Origin of the sequence: Nocardia jejuensis NBRC 103114, from assembly GCF_001613145.1 — a bacterium.
GTDB classification, from domain to species: domain Bacteria; phylum Actinomycetota; class Actinomycetes; order Mycobacteriales; family Mycobacteriaceae; genus Nocardia; species Nocardia jejuensis.
Genome location: NZ_BDBU01000013.1, coordinates 1 through 14,570 on the forward strand (window position 1 = coordinate 1; position 14,570 = coordinate 14,570).

Consider the following 14,570-nt stretch of genomic DNA (forward strand, 5'->3'; position numbering starts at 1 on the left):
GGCGGGCAGCACCGGCGGCCTGGCCGGGTTCTCCCGCTCCGGCGGCGGTGCACGCGGCCGTCGCGCCTGATCGATCCGAACACACCGGAGACCCCGCGCCCACACGGCGCGGGGTTTCCGCGTTTCCGGGGACGTCGCGGTTCTCGAAGTGCGCGATTCCCGGCACGCGCGTCGAACACATCGCCTGAATTGCATTCGCTGAAACTTTGCACCGATCGCATCACGACGATCTACACGGTTGATCATGTGACCACTGGGCGGTGCTTTCACCCATATGCTCGCGTAGAGCGTGCACCGGTATGCCTCGATCTGGCATACGGTGCAATAACCTCGGGTTAGCTGTTCATCTGTCGGAAGGTTTCGTCCGAAGCAGTGAGGAGAGCACGCGATGTCTCTCGTGGCGCGTGGCGTGGGCTGGATCGGGGTCTATCTGGCGGTGGCCGTCGCGCCACTGGTGTTCGCGGTGATCGGCGGTGGCCCGCCGGGACGCGGATTCCTGACCGGATTCTCGGTGGCCCTGGGATTCGTCGGGTTGTCGATGATGGGGATGCAGTTCGCACTGGTGGCCCGATTCCAGGCGGCGGCGGCGCCTTTCGGCGAAGACGCCCTGGTGATGTTCCACCGGCAGGTGTCCTATGTGGCGCTCGCGTTCATCCTCGCGCACCCGATCCTGTTGCAGCTCGCGGGCGTCGACATCATCGGGCTGTTGAACCTGGCACAGGCGCCGTGGCGGGCCCGATTCGCGGTGACCTCGACGGTTCTGCTGCTGGTCCTCATCGCAACCTCCCTCTGGCGGCGGCGCTTTCGGCTGCGCTATGAGGTGTGGCAGATCCTGCACGGCGTCCTCGCGGTGGCGGTGGTCGCGCTCGCGCTCGCGCATGTGCTGCTGGTCGGGTACTACGTCGACAATCCGTGGAAGAAGTGGCTCTGGGGCGTCATGACGGTCGGGCTGATCTCGCTGCTGCTGTGGGTTCGAGTGATCAAGCCGTGGATGCGGATTCGACGCTCGTGGGAGGTCGTGCGGGTCACGCCCGAGGTCGGCGACGCACACACGGTGACGCTGAAGCCCGTCGGCCACTCCGGTTTCCGATTCCAGCCGGGGCAGTTCGGGTGGTTGATGGTCGATCGATCACCGTTCGCGGTGACGGCGCATCCGTTCTCGTTCTCCTCCAGCGCGGAACGCACCGACGCGGTCGACATGACGATCAAGTCGCTCGGAGATTTCACCGCGACGGTCGGCGCGCTGTCGCCGGGCACCCGCGCCTATCTCGACGGCCCGCACGGCGTCTTCACGCCCGACCGCAACGAGGGGCCGGGGTTCGTGTTGATCGCGGGCGGGGTCGGGATGACCCCGATGGTGAGCATTCTGCGCACGATGGCCGATCGCGGTGATCGCCGCCCGTTCACGCTCTTCTACGCGAGCCGCTCGCAAGACGACGCCACCTTCGCGGACGAGCTCGAGGCGCTGCGGCAGCGGCTCGACGTCCGCGTCGTCTACGTGCTCGAGCATCCGCCCGCGGGCTGGGAGGGCGAGAGCGGCTACCTCGACGAAGCGGTCCTGACCCGAAATCTGCCGTCGCGCTTCGAGTACATGCAGTACTTCATCTGCGGGCCGGGCCCGATGGTGACCGCCGTGGATGACGCGCTCGCAGCGGTGGGCGTGCCCGCCGAGAAGGTACACACCGAACGCTTCGACTTCGTCTGACGGGAGCCCGGCATGCGCCATGTCTACACCACGCGAGCGGTTCTGGTGATCGCGCTGATCCTGCTGGGCGCATCGGTCTGGTTCGGCCTGGCGACGAGTTGAGCGCCGACCGACGGCGGGACGGGTCATTGACACCCGACTCGAGGCAATGAGACCGTTCGTCAGTGATCTTCTCATCGAAGCCGAGCACCATCGAGTACACCGTCGACGACGGCATCGCCACCATCACGCTCAACCGTCCGCACGCGCGCAACGGATTCACCACGCGGATGGCGAACGAGCTCGGCGAAGCGCTCGCCGTCGCCGACGCGGACGACGACATCCGGGTGGTGGTGCTGGCGGGTGCGGGACCGCATTTCTGCGTCGGCATGGACATGTCCGACGACGAGGGCACCGACGACGCCACCGATCCGGCCTGGATCGAGCCCGCGACCCGGGTGGTCCGGCCGATGACGAATCTGAACAAGCCCGTGATCGTCGCGATCCACGGCGCCGCGATCGGGGTGGGTATCACCATGACGCTCGCAGCCGACTTCCGTTTGGCCGCAACCGATTCCCGTTTCGGGTTCGTCTTCGGCCGGCGCGGCCTGTTTCCCGAGGGTGGATCGATGTGGTTCCTGCCCCGCATCGTGGGGCTGGCCAAGGCGAAGGAGTGGATGGTCAGCGGCCGGGTCTTCGATGCGGACGAGGCGCTGGCGGCCGGACTCGTCACCAGCCTGCATGCTCGCGAGGAGCTGCTCCCGGCGGCATACGCGCTCGCCCGGGACATCGCGATCCATGTCGCACCGGTGTCGGCGGCGGCGATCCGGCGATCCCTGGTCACCATGGCGGGTGCGCCCAGCCCGGAGGCCGCCTTCGAACTGGACCGGAAACTGATCTCCGGCGCTCTCACCAGTGCCGATCTCCGCGAGGGCATTTCATCGTTTCTGGAGAAGCGCACGCCGCGGTTTCCGGGCCGGATCAGCACGGACCTGCCCGACCTCACCTGAGAACCGGAGCCGCCGAACGCTAGGTCGAGATATGCCTGGCATCGCTCATCAGCCAGCGGCCGTCCGGCTGTTCCTCCGCGGTGACCACCCACGCGGTCAACGACACGGCCGCACCCGGGGTGACATCACTCGACGTGGATTGTTTGACGTACCCGACGCCGAGCGCGGTCGTCCCGGTGATGGCGCGTAGCCCGCAATTGAATTCGACGACCTCACTACGACTGTTGGTCGCCTTGAAGAACTCCCGAGTCGCAGCCTGGGTATCGATCAATTGCTGTCGAAGCGCCCCCGTCGTCGATTCGACAGAACCTGCGAAATACTCGTCGAGAGTTTGTGGGTCATAGGTCGAGGCGTGGCTCATATAGAGGTGAATTGCGTGCAATGCCGCGATATGCCTGCTACCGATCTTGGATATCTCGGGTGCGAGTCCTTCCGGCGGTACGGTCTGTGTCGGCACCGCACCGAATTTCGCCGCATTGCCCACCGTCGGCCCCGGCCCCGGGTCGGCTGGAGCATCGTCGGCGCTTCGGACAAAGTACGCAGACCCGGCAGCTATGGCACCGAGGGGCAATACTCCCGCGAGAGCGGCCCACTTCCGCCGCGACATGGTTCGCTCCACCGGCTGCGCATCCGGAAACGAGGGGGGCTCGGCCGGCGGAAAGGACAGGGAAACTTTCTCGGAATCAGTCAAAAGGGTTCCTAACTATTAGGCAGCCGTGCGAGATGCTACCCGGCCGAACAAGATTCATTCCCCGATTTCCGAGAACCTCTCCCCCGAAGTCCCAATTCTGTCTGAATTGAACGAATTACACCTCTTGCGTGATTTCGCCGATGTTGGCGGTCGAGGCAATCCGTTGGTGGCGAACGTCTTTCATCGACCACAACCCATTGGACAGCGCGCCACTCGATGTCGATCGCCGACGCCCCATGCTCGACGCATCCCGGGCGGCACCCGCACCCCGCCTACCCTGAGGGGGAAGACGTCGATCGAGCCGCAGGAGCGTCATGTCCACTCTCGCAACCGCACCGCGATCGGGCCAGGAGTCCGGGCGGGTGATCGGGGCCCTGGCGTGCCTGGCAGCGGCTCTCGGGATCGCCTTCGTCCTCGGACCGCGATGGGTGGCCGGCAGTGGGTTCACGGACGAGCCCGCGGTTCGGGACGGATTCCGGAACGCGTTCGTGGGGTACTGGCGCGGCGGAGACCAGGAATACACCCCGGATATGCAGCGGATCGTCGACTACTGGTTCCGGTACCACATGGCCAAAGCGGTGATCGCCGCGCTCGCGCTGATCACGCTGGCCCGGCTCGGCGTTCTGCTGTGGCGACGCTTCCTGCGAATCGGCGGGAGCGGACTCGCCGCCGGGGGTATCGCCGTCACGACACTGGCACTGGGTGCGTTGCTGCTGGTGATGGCCAACATCCAGGGCACGGTGGCGCCCTTCGCCGCATTGCTGCCGATGCTGACCGGCGAATCGGACGACGCCCAGCTCGGCGCGACACTGGGGGACGTCAGGCAGCGGCTGGCCGACGCCGTGAGCACGGGCGAACGAACGCCACCGGTCCTGAGTGCGATGATCGATGACTTTTCGCGGTACCACGTGGTGATGCTGGTGATCGCCTCGATCGTGGCGGTGCTCTCGGCCGCGGCGGCCGTGGTGTGCTGGAAGCGGTTCGCGAACACACCCTCCCGCCACCGTCGAACCAGGCGGGTACTGGCCGCGTCCGCGACCCTCGCGATGCTGGCCACCGCGGCGATGATCGTTGTGGCGGTGGCGAATACGACGACGGTCGCGGATCCGGCGCCCGCCCTCGCGGCGCTGTTCGACGGCAGCTGGTGAGACTGTCGCCCGGCGCATCTAGAATCCGCGCGTGACGCTCTCCCCCGCCGATTTGGCCGGTTACACCGAAGATGCCCTCGATGCCGATCTCGCACGCTGGTTCCCCGACACCCAACGGGTGCGGATTCCGGACGAAACCCGTTCGGTGACAGCCTTTCTCGAACGCCTCGCCCCCACTGACGCCGCCGCCCTGGCCGCATTCGACCGCAGGGTGCGCTCGGGCAGCCTGCCACAGTTCCTCGATATCTTCGACTGGTCCTACGGCTTCGACTTCGCCGGAAACGACTGCGGCATCCTGGATTCGGACTACGAGACCGCGCTGAGCGACGACGATGTCTACTCGATCGGCGCGGACGGCGGGGGCAATCTGTACGTCGTGCTCACCAATGGCCAAGTGGCCGTGTGGTTCCACGAGGAGGAGGTCGTCGAGACCGGCACCCGCTTCGACAGCCTCGACGTGTTCCTGTGGTCGTACGTCCGCTACAGCGCGGTCCGGGCCGGGACGCTGGAACTGTCCCGCGTGGAAGCGGACTTCCAGGCCCTCGGGCAGGACGGTGCGCTCGAACCCCAACTCGGCCTGCTCAGGTTCATGACGTAGAACCACGTACAGCCGAAGCGTTCACGCTCCCTCGGCGGCGGTGCGCAGGTCGGCGAGCCAGGTTTCCAGGCCCATGCCCAGGAAGTAGGTGGAGGTCGGGACGTCGGCCTCGACCTGCGCACCATTCCAGTTCTCCTGGGTGCGCACCAGGACGCCGCCGTCGACGGGCGTGAAGGTCCAGACGTGGATGCCGCCGTCGATGCCCATGCCCTCGCCGACCGCCGGGCCGCTCCAGCGCAGGCACCGTTCGGGTTCGACCTGGTGCACGGTGGAGGTGATGCTCAGGGTGGTCGCGGGGGTGTGCTCGGTGGCGGGCACCGGGGTGGTCCAGTGGAACCGCGAATCGGGCCGCAGCGGACCGGAATCGAGGCGCTCGGCGCTGGTGACGGCCGGCTGCCAGGCGGGCCAGTTCTCAACATCGGTCTGCAGGTTCCAGATGGTGTCCAGCGGGGCCTTGATCAGCGCTTCGGTGCGGTAGTGGATGGGCGCGACGGGGTCGATGCCCTGCCCTGCGCAGGTCAGCGGCGCCGGATCGGACACCGGTCCGTCCGCGGCGGCGGGTGCGGCGGTGATGCCCAGGATGGTCGCGGTCAGTGCCGCGCCGACCAGCGCCGCACGCCCGGAGCGGCGAACGATTCCGGCTTCGACCTGGCGATCAGCCTTTCGATCGCGATGAGTGCCGTTCATGATGCTCTCCAATTGGTTAGTCCCTCTTGATTTAGTTAGAACCTATAACGCTCTGTCGTGAGAGGCAAGAGCGAAAGTGATAACCTCTAACCAAATCAGTGGCCGCACACCCGGGAAGGAGCCGTTGATGGAAGAGACCAGCGCGAAGACACCCCGCGAGCGCTATCGCACGCAGATGCAGGCGGAGATCAAACAGTGCGCCCGCGAACAGATCGCTACGGCGGGCGCGTCCGCGCTCTCGCTCAACGCGATCGCCAAACAGGTCGGCATGAGCGGCCCCGCCCTGTACCGCTACTTCGCCGGGCGCGACGAACTGATCACCGCACTCATCCGCGACGCCTACCGCAGCCTCGCCGACACCCTCGGCCAGGCACGGGATTCGGGAGCGGACATCACCGAACTGGCTCGCGCGCTGCGAGAGTGGGCGCTGACGGACCCGCAGCGGTACTTCCTCATCTACGGCACACCGGTCCCCGGCTATCACGCCCCGGACGACACCACCGCGATCTCCTCCGAGATCATGTCGATGCTGATCGAGGCATTCGCCGCCCTACCCACCGCCGCCCCACCCACCACCGCCGAGCCGACACCGTTCGACACTCATCTCGACCACTATCGCCGCTGGGCCGCAGGCCATTCGGTCCCGGCCGCCACCCTCCACCGCGCGGTGTCGTTCTGGACCCGAGTGCACGGCGTGCTCTCCCTCGAGCTCGCCGGCCATTTCAGTGGCATGGGTTTCGACCCGGCTCTGCTATTCGCCGAGGAAGTCGATTCCCTTGTGACGCAGTGACATCCGGTGACGTGGGAGATCCGGCGAGAAAACCCGTCTGCTTCAGGCGGATTCGAGCAACCGCACGACCTCCACCGTGATCGCGACCCGCACCTGCGCCGCCGACGTCGCGGGCAGACCCGCCTCGGGCAGAGCCGCGGCCGCGCTCTGGGCCGCGATCGCGGCGATATCGGCGGCCGCAATGACCCGCTGGTCATGCTCCGACGATAACCCCGGCGCACCCGCTCGACGAGCCTGCGCGACCTACATCTCGGCGACCTACATCTTGGCGTGACGGGCCATCACGAAGCTGTAGAGACCGTAGGTGGCGATGCCCAGGGCGGCGATGAGCAGCAGCGCGATACCGAACGGCTGCGCGCCGAGAGTCTTCAACGCACCGTCCAGACCCGCGGCCCGATTCGGATTCGATTGCACCGTGGCCAGAATGACCAGCAGACCCACGGCCGCGACGGCAGCGCCCTTGGCCGTGTACCCGACCAAACCCAGACGGCGGACGAACGCACCGGGCGAATTCTCCAGATCGTGCAGGAACTTTCGGCTCACGCCCTTATAGATGTGATAGCCGCCGACCCCGATGATGACGAGCCCGCCGATGACCAGAGCGATCTTGCCGAGCGTGGATTCCATCAGGCGCGCGGTGAGGCCGATGCTCTCACCGCTGCTGGACTTGCCGTGCCCGCGGGCGAATCCGTAGGCGGACAACGCGAACGAGACGTATATGACGCCCAGGCAGAACGCCTTGGCTCGATGCAGCGCTTCGGATTTCTTGCTGTCGGCCTCCGGTTCCGAGGCCTTGCCCAGGGCGGCCTCGGCGAAGCGCCACAGCGCCAACAGCACGAAGGCGACTGCGCCGAGCCACAGGGCGAAGGTTCCGCCGGGCTTGGCCGCCAGTTCGGCCATCGCGCCGGATTGATCGGCCGAGCCGCCGGATCCGCCGAAGGCCAGGCGCGCGGCGATGTAGGCGATGAACAGATGCACGATGCCGGTCATGACGAATCCGGCGCGGGCGAATCGTTCGAAGATGTCGTGCTGCGCGATGCGCTCCGCGGTCGACGACGAGTCGCCTACCGCGGTTCGGTGATTTCCGGGCGTCGTCGAGCTCACGGGTCCCTCTCCACTGCCAAAACGCATCGGCCACCGGGTGATTCGCCCGATATGCCGATCTGAACGTATCGCGGCGATACCCGGTGACACGGACGCCAAACCGCGTCCGGAACCGTCGTGTTGACGGCAGGGGGCATACCGCCTCTACTGGTGGAGCGGCGGCCGACCGGCCTCCGCCGCACTGCCACCCGCATCGGGTGATCGCACCCGGAAGTTGGCCATGGCAATCACCGATCTCGAGCGGTACGCGCATCTCAGCGCGCAGGACATCGACAACCTCGGCCACGAACTCGATCTGATTCGCCGCGATATCGAAACCTCGCGTGGCCGCAGCGATGCGAACTACATCCATCGCACCATCGCCGCACAGCGGACCCTCGACGCCGTGGCGCGCCTGGTGATCGCCGCCAGCGGTCATCGCGCGGGCTGGCTCACGGGTGTGGCGGGTCTGGCCCTGGCCAAGAGCATCGAGAACATGGAGATCGGCCACAATGTCGGTCACGGCCAATGGGATTGGATGAACGACCCGGAGGTGCACTCGCGCAGCTGGGAGTGGGATATGGCGGGTGTGTCGCGGCAGTGGCGCTATTCGCACAACTTCCGCCACCACATGTTCACCAACGTCGTCGGCATGGACGACGATATCGGCTTCGGTGTGCTGCGGGTGACCCGCGATGAACAGTGGCGGCCCCGATTCCTGCTGCAGCCGCTCCAACATCTGCTGCTGGCAACGACTTTCGAATGGGGCATCGCCCTGCACGGCTTCTACGCCGAACGGGACCGGCACTCGGACGAGGCCGGCAGGAAGGCCGAGAAGCGCGCGCTGATCGCCAAGATCGCGCGCCAGACCGGCAAGGACTACCTGCTGTTTCCCGCGCTGAGCGGGCGGCGCTGGCTGCGCACCCTGACCGCGAACGCCGCCGCCAACGCGCTGCGCAATCTCTGGGCGCACGCGGTGATCTTCTGCGGTCATTTCCCCGACGGCGCAGAGAAATTCACCCCCGCGGTGCTCGAGCACGAGACCGGGTCCGAATGGTATCTGCGCCAGCTGCTCGGCTCCGCGAACTTCGAGGCCGGACCCGTGCTGGCCTTCCTCAGCGGCAATCTGTGCCACCAGATCGAGCATCATCTGTTCCCGGACCTGCCGAGCAACCGCTACGCGGAGATCGCGGTCCGCGTGCGCGCGCTGTGCGAGAAATACGATCTGCCCTACACCACCGGTCCGCTCGCCGGTCAGTATCTGCTGGCCCTGCGCACCATCCACAAACTCGCGCTTCCGGACCGGTTCCTGAGCGCCACCAGCGACGATGCGCCCGAGACCGCGTCCGAGTGCCGCTTCGCACCGGCGCCGAGCACCGGCCCGGTCACCGGTATCCGGCGTGGCCTGCGAACGGCGTTGCGGGAGTTGCCCGTTCCTCGCCGGACCGGCCGGGTGACCCCGGCCGGTGAGCGGCGTTGATCATGATCCGAGCGGCTCGCCCGCTGGTCAGTCGGTGGCGTCCGCCGCGCCTTCGATGAGGTCGGTGACCTCGGCCGGATGCGAGATCATCACGACGTGCGATCCGGCGACCTCGACGGTGTGCGATCCGGCGCGCTGTGCTTCGAAGCGCTCGAGCGCAGGGCCGAGGGTCTGATCCTCGGTGGCGACCATGGCCCAGGACGGAATGGTCCGCCACGCCGCGGCGGTCGGCGTGGACACGAACGCGGTGGCGCTGACCGGATGCTGATCCTCGGCCATCTGCGTGGTCCGCTCGACCGGGAGATCGGCGGCGAAGAACTGACGGAACAGTCCCTTGTCGATGGTCAGGTCGATGCCGCCCTCGGCCAGGGCCGGGCGCAGCGCGATCGGCAGCAGAGTGGGGAAGCGCGCGGTGAGCAAACCGAGGTTCTCCCCCGCGTCGGGCATGAACGCCGCGATGTACACCAGCGCCTTGACCTTCGGGTTTCCCGCCGCGGCCTGCGAGATGACCGCGCCGCCGTACGAGTGCCCGGCCAGCACGATCGGGCCGTCGATTCCGTTCAGCACATCGGCGATGGCATCGGCGTCCGAGGCGAGTCCGCGCAGCGGATTCGCCGGAGCCACCACGGTGTAGCCCGCGTCCCGCAGCTGCTGTGCGACGGCGTTCCAGCTGGAGGGATCGGCGAACGCGCCGTGCACGAGCACGACGGTGGGTCTGGCCGGGGCGGCGTTCGCGGTGGCGGAGACGACGGGGACCACGGCGATGGATACGGCCGCGGCCGCCGCGAGCGCGGCGCGACTGATTCGGTGACGCGAGCTGGACATATCGAATTCTCCCTAGGGTGTGAATTGCGTTCCGGCCGAGCAACTATCGAGCGTGCCCGAACTCGACGACGATGCGGGAAACGTCGCCGGGATCGTCCGGGTCGAACCATACGGGAACCTGGTCACCGACCCGGAAAGGTCGCGCCGGGTACTGCGGTGTCGTGGGTGAGACCCAGCGGGCCACGCCCCGGTCGTCGGTGAATCGGACCGTCACCGTCGCGAGCTTGGGCGAGGGTGTGCGCGGGAACCGGTCCAGCCCGTCGTCGGTGACAGTTCCGCTGACCCGGACACTCCGGGCGCGCAGCGCGGCGGCCTCGCTGCGGCGGCGAGCACGCGCCACCGTGGAGATCACCAGCGTGATCACCATGAGCGCGGTGAGCGAGAGCAGTACGCGGCCAACCACGTTCGACACCCCACCGGCTCCGATCAGCAGCACGCCCGCGGCGAGGGTGGTGCAGGCGAGATACTCGACCGGCCCGACCGCCGTGCGCACCCGCCCGCCGATCGCCGTATGCATCCGCCACGCGGTCGTCCCCAGCAGGCCCAGGAACAGCAGCGGCAGCGGCGGAATGAGCCCCAGCAGCCAGATCGGCCGCGCGATCCGCGCACCCGATATCGCCATCACACCCGCGCACGCGGTTCCCAGTGCGAGAACGACGAACTGCTTGCGCAACGACGGCGCGGACCGGTCAGGGCCCGGCGGGCGTCGAACGGGCGGGGAGGTGCTCATCTCCCTCATCCTGGCAGATCGGACACAGCGAACCGGACACGACGGGCATTCAGGCACCTCCGTCGGCGACCGGCGCGCTGAGATCCGCCCAGCCACGACCTCTTACGAGGTCGGCACCGGAGTGCGTGCGGGAGCGAGGCGCGGCACGCTCGATACCGCGACGGCGATGCGCGCGATGCTGGCCAGCGCGCCCAGGGCCACCGGCAGCACGACCAGATCACGCGAATCCAGCATGAGCAGGACCACCAGGGTGAGCAGCAATGTCGCGTCGATGAACACCGATACCGTTGCGGTGACCAGCAATGCCTTGGCCGCCAAGCGAGTCGGGATCCGGACCAGCCGCACGAGCCGGCCGGTGGAGGCGATCGCCGTGGCGGTGAAGGGCACTCCGATGACCACCGCGACCGCCATGAGCACGAGCCCCGCGATCGTCAACCACCTCGGTACCGCACAGAAGGATCCCAGCAGCGCCGCTCCACCCCACAGCACGCCGATGACCGGACCCATCGTGGTGAAGGCGCAGGCGTAGCGGTGGATCCGCTTGGACGAGAGCACCGGCGCGAACTCCGCGGCGATCACCCGAGCGCCGCCGAACTCCTCGACGGCGGCGATTCTGGACTGCGACAGGGAAAGGCCTTGCGCGCGATGATGATCCACCGCGTCCTGCAATCCGTCGCCGATCTCGGCGAGGATGGCCCGGCGTTCGGACCAGGTGCCCGTCAGGCGAGTGTTCAGGTCATCGAGATAGTCGTCGATCACACTGCGGGACATGGCTCTTCCCCCATTCCGGCGTTCCCCTCCATGAGCGCCCCGACCGCCGCGACGAAATCCCGCCAGGACGCGCGCTCCACCCCGAGCCGCCGATGCCCGGCCGAGCTCAGAGTATAGGTGCGCCGCTGCCTGCCGCCCCCGCTCGACCACGCGCCATCGATGAGACCCGCCTGCTCCAGACGATGCAGCGCCGGATAGATGGTGCCCTTGGGCAGGTCGAATCGACCACCGGTGCGAGTGCGCAACGCCTCCATGACGCCGTAGCCGTGGCACGGGCCGTCGGCGAGCACGGCCAGAATCATGCCGTCCAGGTGTCCCTTCAGCACTTCTGCGCTCATGGGTAGCAAGCCTACCCTTCGAGCGAAATGTGGCCTAGCCTATGGATAGCGTCCCTACCCATAGGAGGTCTTCGGTGCGCTGTAGAACTGCGAGCGCTCTGGTCGCGCTCACCGTGGCCGGTGTGCTCACCGGCTGCGCCGACGGATCGGGCGGACTGCCCGATGCCGCGCTGATGATGCGCGATGCCGCGATCTCCGCCGGCGCGATGGGTTCCGCGCATGTGGCCCTGCGAGCGCAGGGCGCGGTGCCCGGTTTCCCGCTGCGCGGTCTCGACGCCGACGTGTTCGCGCGCGACGGCGGGAGCGCGAGCGGCACCGCGACGCTGCCGACCGGATCGGAGACTCCGTTCCTCGCCCGGCAGGGCACGCTGTTCAGCAGATCCGAGAACGGCACGCTGATCCCGATGCCGTCCGGATTCCCCAGTCCGAGCGCCATGATCGGGCGCGACGGCGGGCTGGCCACCCTGTTGCGCTCGCTCCGCGATCCGGAAACCGTTGGGCGCGAACAGTTCACCGGCATCGACGCGTTCAAGATCGAGGCCGTGGTACCCGCCGACTCGCTCACCGCGGTGCTGCCCGGCGTCCGCGAGGACGCGAGGCTCACCGTCTGGGTGCGCGTGCGCGGGGCGCATCTCCCGCTCCAGAGCACACTGAGCTTCCCGAAGCATCCCGACGCTCAGCTCACCGTCGCGGTCTCACGGCCGCATTCGACCCCCGAACCGGGCAACCCATCGTGAAGGATCCCGACATGACAGACAGCGCGATCGATGTGCTGAACCTGAGCGTCAGCCGCGGTAAGCAGGAGATCCTGCGCGAGATCGGCTTCGCGCTGGCGCCCGGCAGCGTCACCGGGCTGCTGGGCCCCAGCGGCTCGGGCAAGACGACCCTGCTGCGGGCCATCGTCGGCGTGCAGCGCATCCGCTCCGGCAGCGTCACCGTGCTGGGCCTGCCCGCCGGGACCGCCGAGCTGCGCAGACGCGTCGGCTATGTGACACAGCAGCCTTCGGTCTACGGCGATCTGACGATCCGCCAGAACGCACGCTACTTCGCCAAGATCCAGGGCACCGGCGCGACGGCCGCCGACCAGGCGATTCGCGATGTCGGACTGGCCGATATCGCCGACCGGATGGTCGATGACCTGTCCGGCGGGCAACGCGCCCGGGTGTCGCTGGCCTGCGCACTGCTCGCGCATCCCGATGTGCTGATCCTGGACGAGCCGACCGTCGGACTCGATCCGGTACTGCGCCGCGATATCTGGGCCCAATTCCACGCGCTCGCCGCGACGGGCGTCACGCTGCTGGTGTCGAGCCATGTCATGGACGAGGCCGACCGCTGCGAACGCCTGCTCCTGCTGCGTGACGGGCGGCTGCTCGCCGACGAGACCCCCGCCGATCTGCGTGCCGCCACCGGCGCACAGGATCTCGAGGAGGCGTTCCTGCGACTCATCCTGCAGCGGACCGACACCGACGACGACCGAAAGGTGCTCGCCTGATGTCTGTTTCACTGACCTTCGCCACCACCGCGCGCGTGCTCACCCAGGTCCGGCACGATCGGCGCACCATTGCGCTGGTCATCACCGTCCCCAGTCTGCTGCTGGCACTGCTGCGGTTCATCTTCGTCGATCGCCTCGACATCTTCGATCAGATCGGCCTGATGCTGCTGGGCATCTTCCCCTTCACCTCGATGTTCCTGATCACCAGCGTCGCCATGCTGCGCGAACGGGTCAGCGGCACGCTCGAACGCCTGCTGAGCACTCCCCTGCACAAACTCGATCTGCTCTTCGGCTATGCCATCGCCTTCGCGGCGCTGGCGGCCGTACAGGCCTGTGTCGCGTGCGCCGTCGCCTACGGCCTGCTCGGTCTGCGCACGCAGGGCAATATCGCCACGGTCCTGCTGATCGCGGTCTCCACGGCGATTCTCGGGTGTTGCACCGGACTTCTGACCAGTGCTTTCGCCCGCACGGAATTCCAGGCGCTGCAGTTCATGCCCGCGATCGTGTTCCCGCAGATCCTGCTGTGCGGGTTGATCTGGCCACGCGAGGAGATGTCCACCGTCCTGCAGATCGCGAGCGATGCGATGCCGTTGCGCTACGCCGCCGATGCCATGGCCGAGGTCGGCACGTTTCCGCTGCCGACCACCCGGTTGTGGCTGGATCTGCTCGTCCTCGGATTGTTCGCCGTGGCAACGCTTTTCGGTGGCGCGGCCACACTGCGACGCCAAAGCCGCTGACCCACAGTGAGCGTCGCCCCACCGCGGGGGCGACGCTCGCTACTCGTCACCCTCGGGGTGCAGGAGTCGCTGCGGGCCCGCACCCCGCGCGCCGAGGCTGTCGGCCGGATTCAGGACGTAGCAGCGGCGCAGCGACAGGCATCCGCATCCGATGCAGTCGGTGAGTTCGTGCTGCAGCTGCTCGATCTCCCTGCGCCGCGCCTCGAGGTGATCGCTCCAGCGCCGGGAGATCCGATCCCAGTCGCGTTTGCCGGGCATCCGGTCCTCCGGCAGGCTCGCGAACACCTCCGCCACTTCGATCAGCGGTATGCCCAGGCGTTTGGCGAACAGCACCAGCGACAGCCGGCGCAGGACATGACGCGGGTAGCGCCGCTGATTCCCCGAGGTGCGCACCGACGAGATCAGGCCCTGCTCCTCGTAGAAGCGCACGGCCGAGGTCGCGACGCCCGCGCGCTCCGCGAGTTCCCCGATGGTCAGCAGATCTGTGGGTGTCTGACTCATGACCG

18 protein-coding genes are annotated in these 14,570 nt (G+C 67.6%); 9 read left to right on the plus strand and 9 right to left on the minus strand.

Features of this window, described 5'->3' with window-relative positions; all coding sequences use genetic code 11:
* The coding region (locus NJ1_RS40155; protein ID WP_218025164.1) for a hypothetical protein at positions 1 to 181 on the minus strand (181 nt) is incomplete at its 3' end.
* Between the two features lie 207 nt (positions 182 to 388).
* Here NJ1_RS40155 and NJ1_RS10275 point away from each other — a divergent pair.
* Entirely contained in the window at positions 389 to 1,705 is a 1,317-nt protein-coding gene (locus NJ1_RS10275; RefSeq protein ID WP_067690973.1) for a ferredoxin reductase family protein, read from the plus strand.
* Between the two features lie 164 nt (positions 1,706 to 1,869).
* Positions 1,870 to 2,694: an enoyl-CoA hydratase-related protein gene (locus NJ1_RS10280; protein WP_245717318.1), complete on the plus strand. Its 825-nt coding sequence runs from the start codon at positions 1,870 to 1,872 to the stop codon at positions 2,692 to 2,694.
* 19 nt (positions 2,695 to 2,713) lie between these two features.
* On the opposite strand, the gene NJ1_RS38910 is transcribed toward NJ1_RS10280, so the two are convergent.
* Positions 2,714 to 3,385, minus strand: a complete 672-nt coding sequence (locus NJ1_RS38910) for a hypothetical protein (RefSeq protein ID WP_157573887.1) — start codon at positions 3,383 to 3,385, stop codon at positions 2,714 to 2,716.
* Positions 3,386 to 3,699: 314 nt separating this feature from the next.
* Between NJ1_RS38910 and NJ1_RS10290 the strand changes: the two genes are divergently transcribed.
* Both NJ1_RS10290 and NJ1_RS10295 read left to right on the plus strand, forming a co-directional pair.
* Positions 3,700 to 4,533 (plus strand): hypothetical protein, encoded by an 834-nt coding sequence (locus NJ1_RS10290; RefSeq protein ID WP_067690978.1) that lies wholly within the window; start codon positions 3,700 to 3,702, stop codon positions 4,531 to 4,533.
* Between the two features lie 31 nt (positions 4,534 to 4,564).
* Positions 4,565 to 5,131 (plus strand): hypothetical protein, encoded by a 567-nt coding sequence (locus tag NJ1_RS10295; protein ID WP_067690980.1) that lies wholly within the window; start codon positions 4,565 to 4,567, stop codon positions 5,129 to 5,131.
* Between the two features lie 21 nt (positions 5,132 to 5,152).
* Here the strand turns inward: NJ1_RS10295 and NJ1_RS10300 are convergent, their stop codons facing one another.
* A complete protein-coding gene (locus NJ1_RS10300) occupies positions 5,153 to 5,818 on the minus strand; it encodes an SRPBCC family protein (protein ID WP_084477985.1) in 666 nt (221 codons plus the stop codon).
* 127 nt (positions 5,819 to 5,945) lie between these two features.
* On the opposite strand from NJ1_RS10300, the gene NJ1_RS10305 reads away from it, so the two are divergent.
* Positions 5,946 to 6,608 (plus strand): TetR/AcrR family transcriptional regulator, encoded by a 663-nt coding sequence (locus NJ1_RS10305; protein WP_067690983.1) that lies wholly within the window; start codon positions 5,946 to 5,948, stop codon positions 6,606 to 6,608.
* Positions 6,609 to 6,866: 258 nt separating this feature from the next.
* Here NJ1_RS10305 and NJ1_RS10315 read toward each other — a convergent pair whose 3' ends face one another.
* A complete protein-coding gene (locus tag NJ1_RS10315; RefSeq protein WP_245717319.1) occupies positions 6,867 to 7,712 on the minus strand; it encodes a DUF1206 domain-containing protein in 846 nt (281 codons plus the stop codon).
* Positions 7,713 to 7,932: 220 nt separating this feature from the next.
* Between NJ1_RS10315 and NJ1_RS10320 the strand changes: the two genes are divergently transcribed.
* Positions 7,933 to 9,171: a fatty acid desaturase family protein gene (locus tag NJ1_RS10320; protein ID WP_067690988.1), complete on the plus strand. Its 1,239-nt coding sequence runs from the start codon at positions 7,933 to 7,935 to the stop codon at positions 9,169 to 9,171.
* A 27-nt stretch (positions 9,172 to 9,198) separates the two neighbouring features.
* Here the strand turns inward: NJ1_RS10320 and NJ1_RS10325 are convergent, their stop codons facing one another.
* From NJ1_RS10325 to NJ1_RS10340, 4 genes are all read right to left on the minus strand, one after another.
* Entirely contained in the window at positions 9,199 to 9,996 is a 798-nt protein-coding gene (locus NJ1_RS10325; RefSeq protein ID WP_067690991.1) for an alpha/beta fold hydrolase, read from the minus strand.
* Positions 9,997 to 10,039: 43 nt separating this feature from the next.
* Complete coding sequence (locus tag NJ1_RS10330; RefSeq protein WP_169813123.1) at positions 10,040 to 10,726, minus strand: DUF3592 domain-containing protein; 687 nt, start codon at positions 10,724 to 10,726, stop codon at positions 10,040 to 10,042.
* Between the two features lie 102 nt (positions 10,727 to 10,828).
* A complete protein-coding gene (locus tag NJ1_RS10335; protein ID WP_067690996.1) occupies positions 10,829 to 11,497 on the minus strand; it encodes a hypothetical protein in 669 nt (222 codons plus the stop codon).
* A complete protein-coding gene (locus NJ1_RS10340) occupies positions 11,482 to 11,835 on the minus strand; it encodes a PadR family transcriptional regulator (protein WP_067690999.1) in 354 nt (117 codons plus the stop codon). The genes NJ1_RS10335 and NJ1_RS10340 overlap by 16 nt, the downstream gene beginning before the upstream one ends.
* Before the next feature lie 74 nt (positions 11,836 to 11,909).
* On the opposite strand from NJ1_RS10340, the gene NJ1_RS10345 reads away from it, so the two are divergent.
* The 3 genes from NJ1_RS10345 to NJ1_RS10355 are packed head-to-tail and all read left to right on the plus strand — an operon-like array spanning position 11,910 to position 14,064.
* Positions 11,910 to 12,572, plus strand: a complete 663-nt coding sequence (locus tag NJ1_RS10345; RefSeq protein ID WP_169813124.1) for an LppX_LprAFG lipoprotein — start codon at positions 11,910 to 11,912, stop codon at positions 12,570 to 12,572.
* Positions 12,573 to 12,583: 11 nt separating this feature from the next.
* A complete protein-coding gene (locus NJ1_RS10350) occupies positions 12,584 to 13,327 on the plus strand; it encodes an ABC transporter ATP-binding protein (RefSeq protein WP_067691579.1) in 744 nt (247 codons plus the stop codon).
* A complete protein-coding gene (locus tag NJ1_RS10355; RefSeq protein WP_067691004.1) occupies positions 13,327 to 14,064 on the plus strand; it encodes an ABC transporter permease in 738 nt (245 codons plus the stop codon). The genes NJ1_RS10350 and NJ1_RS10355 overlap by 1 nt, the downstream gene beginning before the upstream one ends.
* 39 nt (positions 14,065 to 14,103) lie before the next feature.
* Here the strand turns inward: NJ1_RS10355 and soxR are convergent, their stop codons facing one another.
* Positions 14,104 to 14,565: a redox-sensitive transcriptional activator SoxR gene (soxR, locus tag NJ1_RS10360; RefSeq protein WP_067691007.1), complete on the minus strand. Its 462-nt coding sequence runs from the start codon at positions 14,563 to 14,565 to the stop codon at positions 14,104 to 14,106.
* Positions 14,566 to 14,570 lie beyond the last annotated feature (5 nt).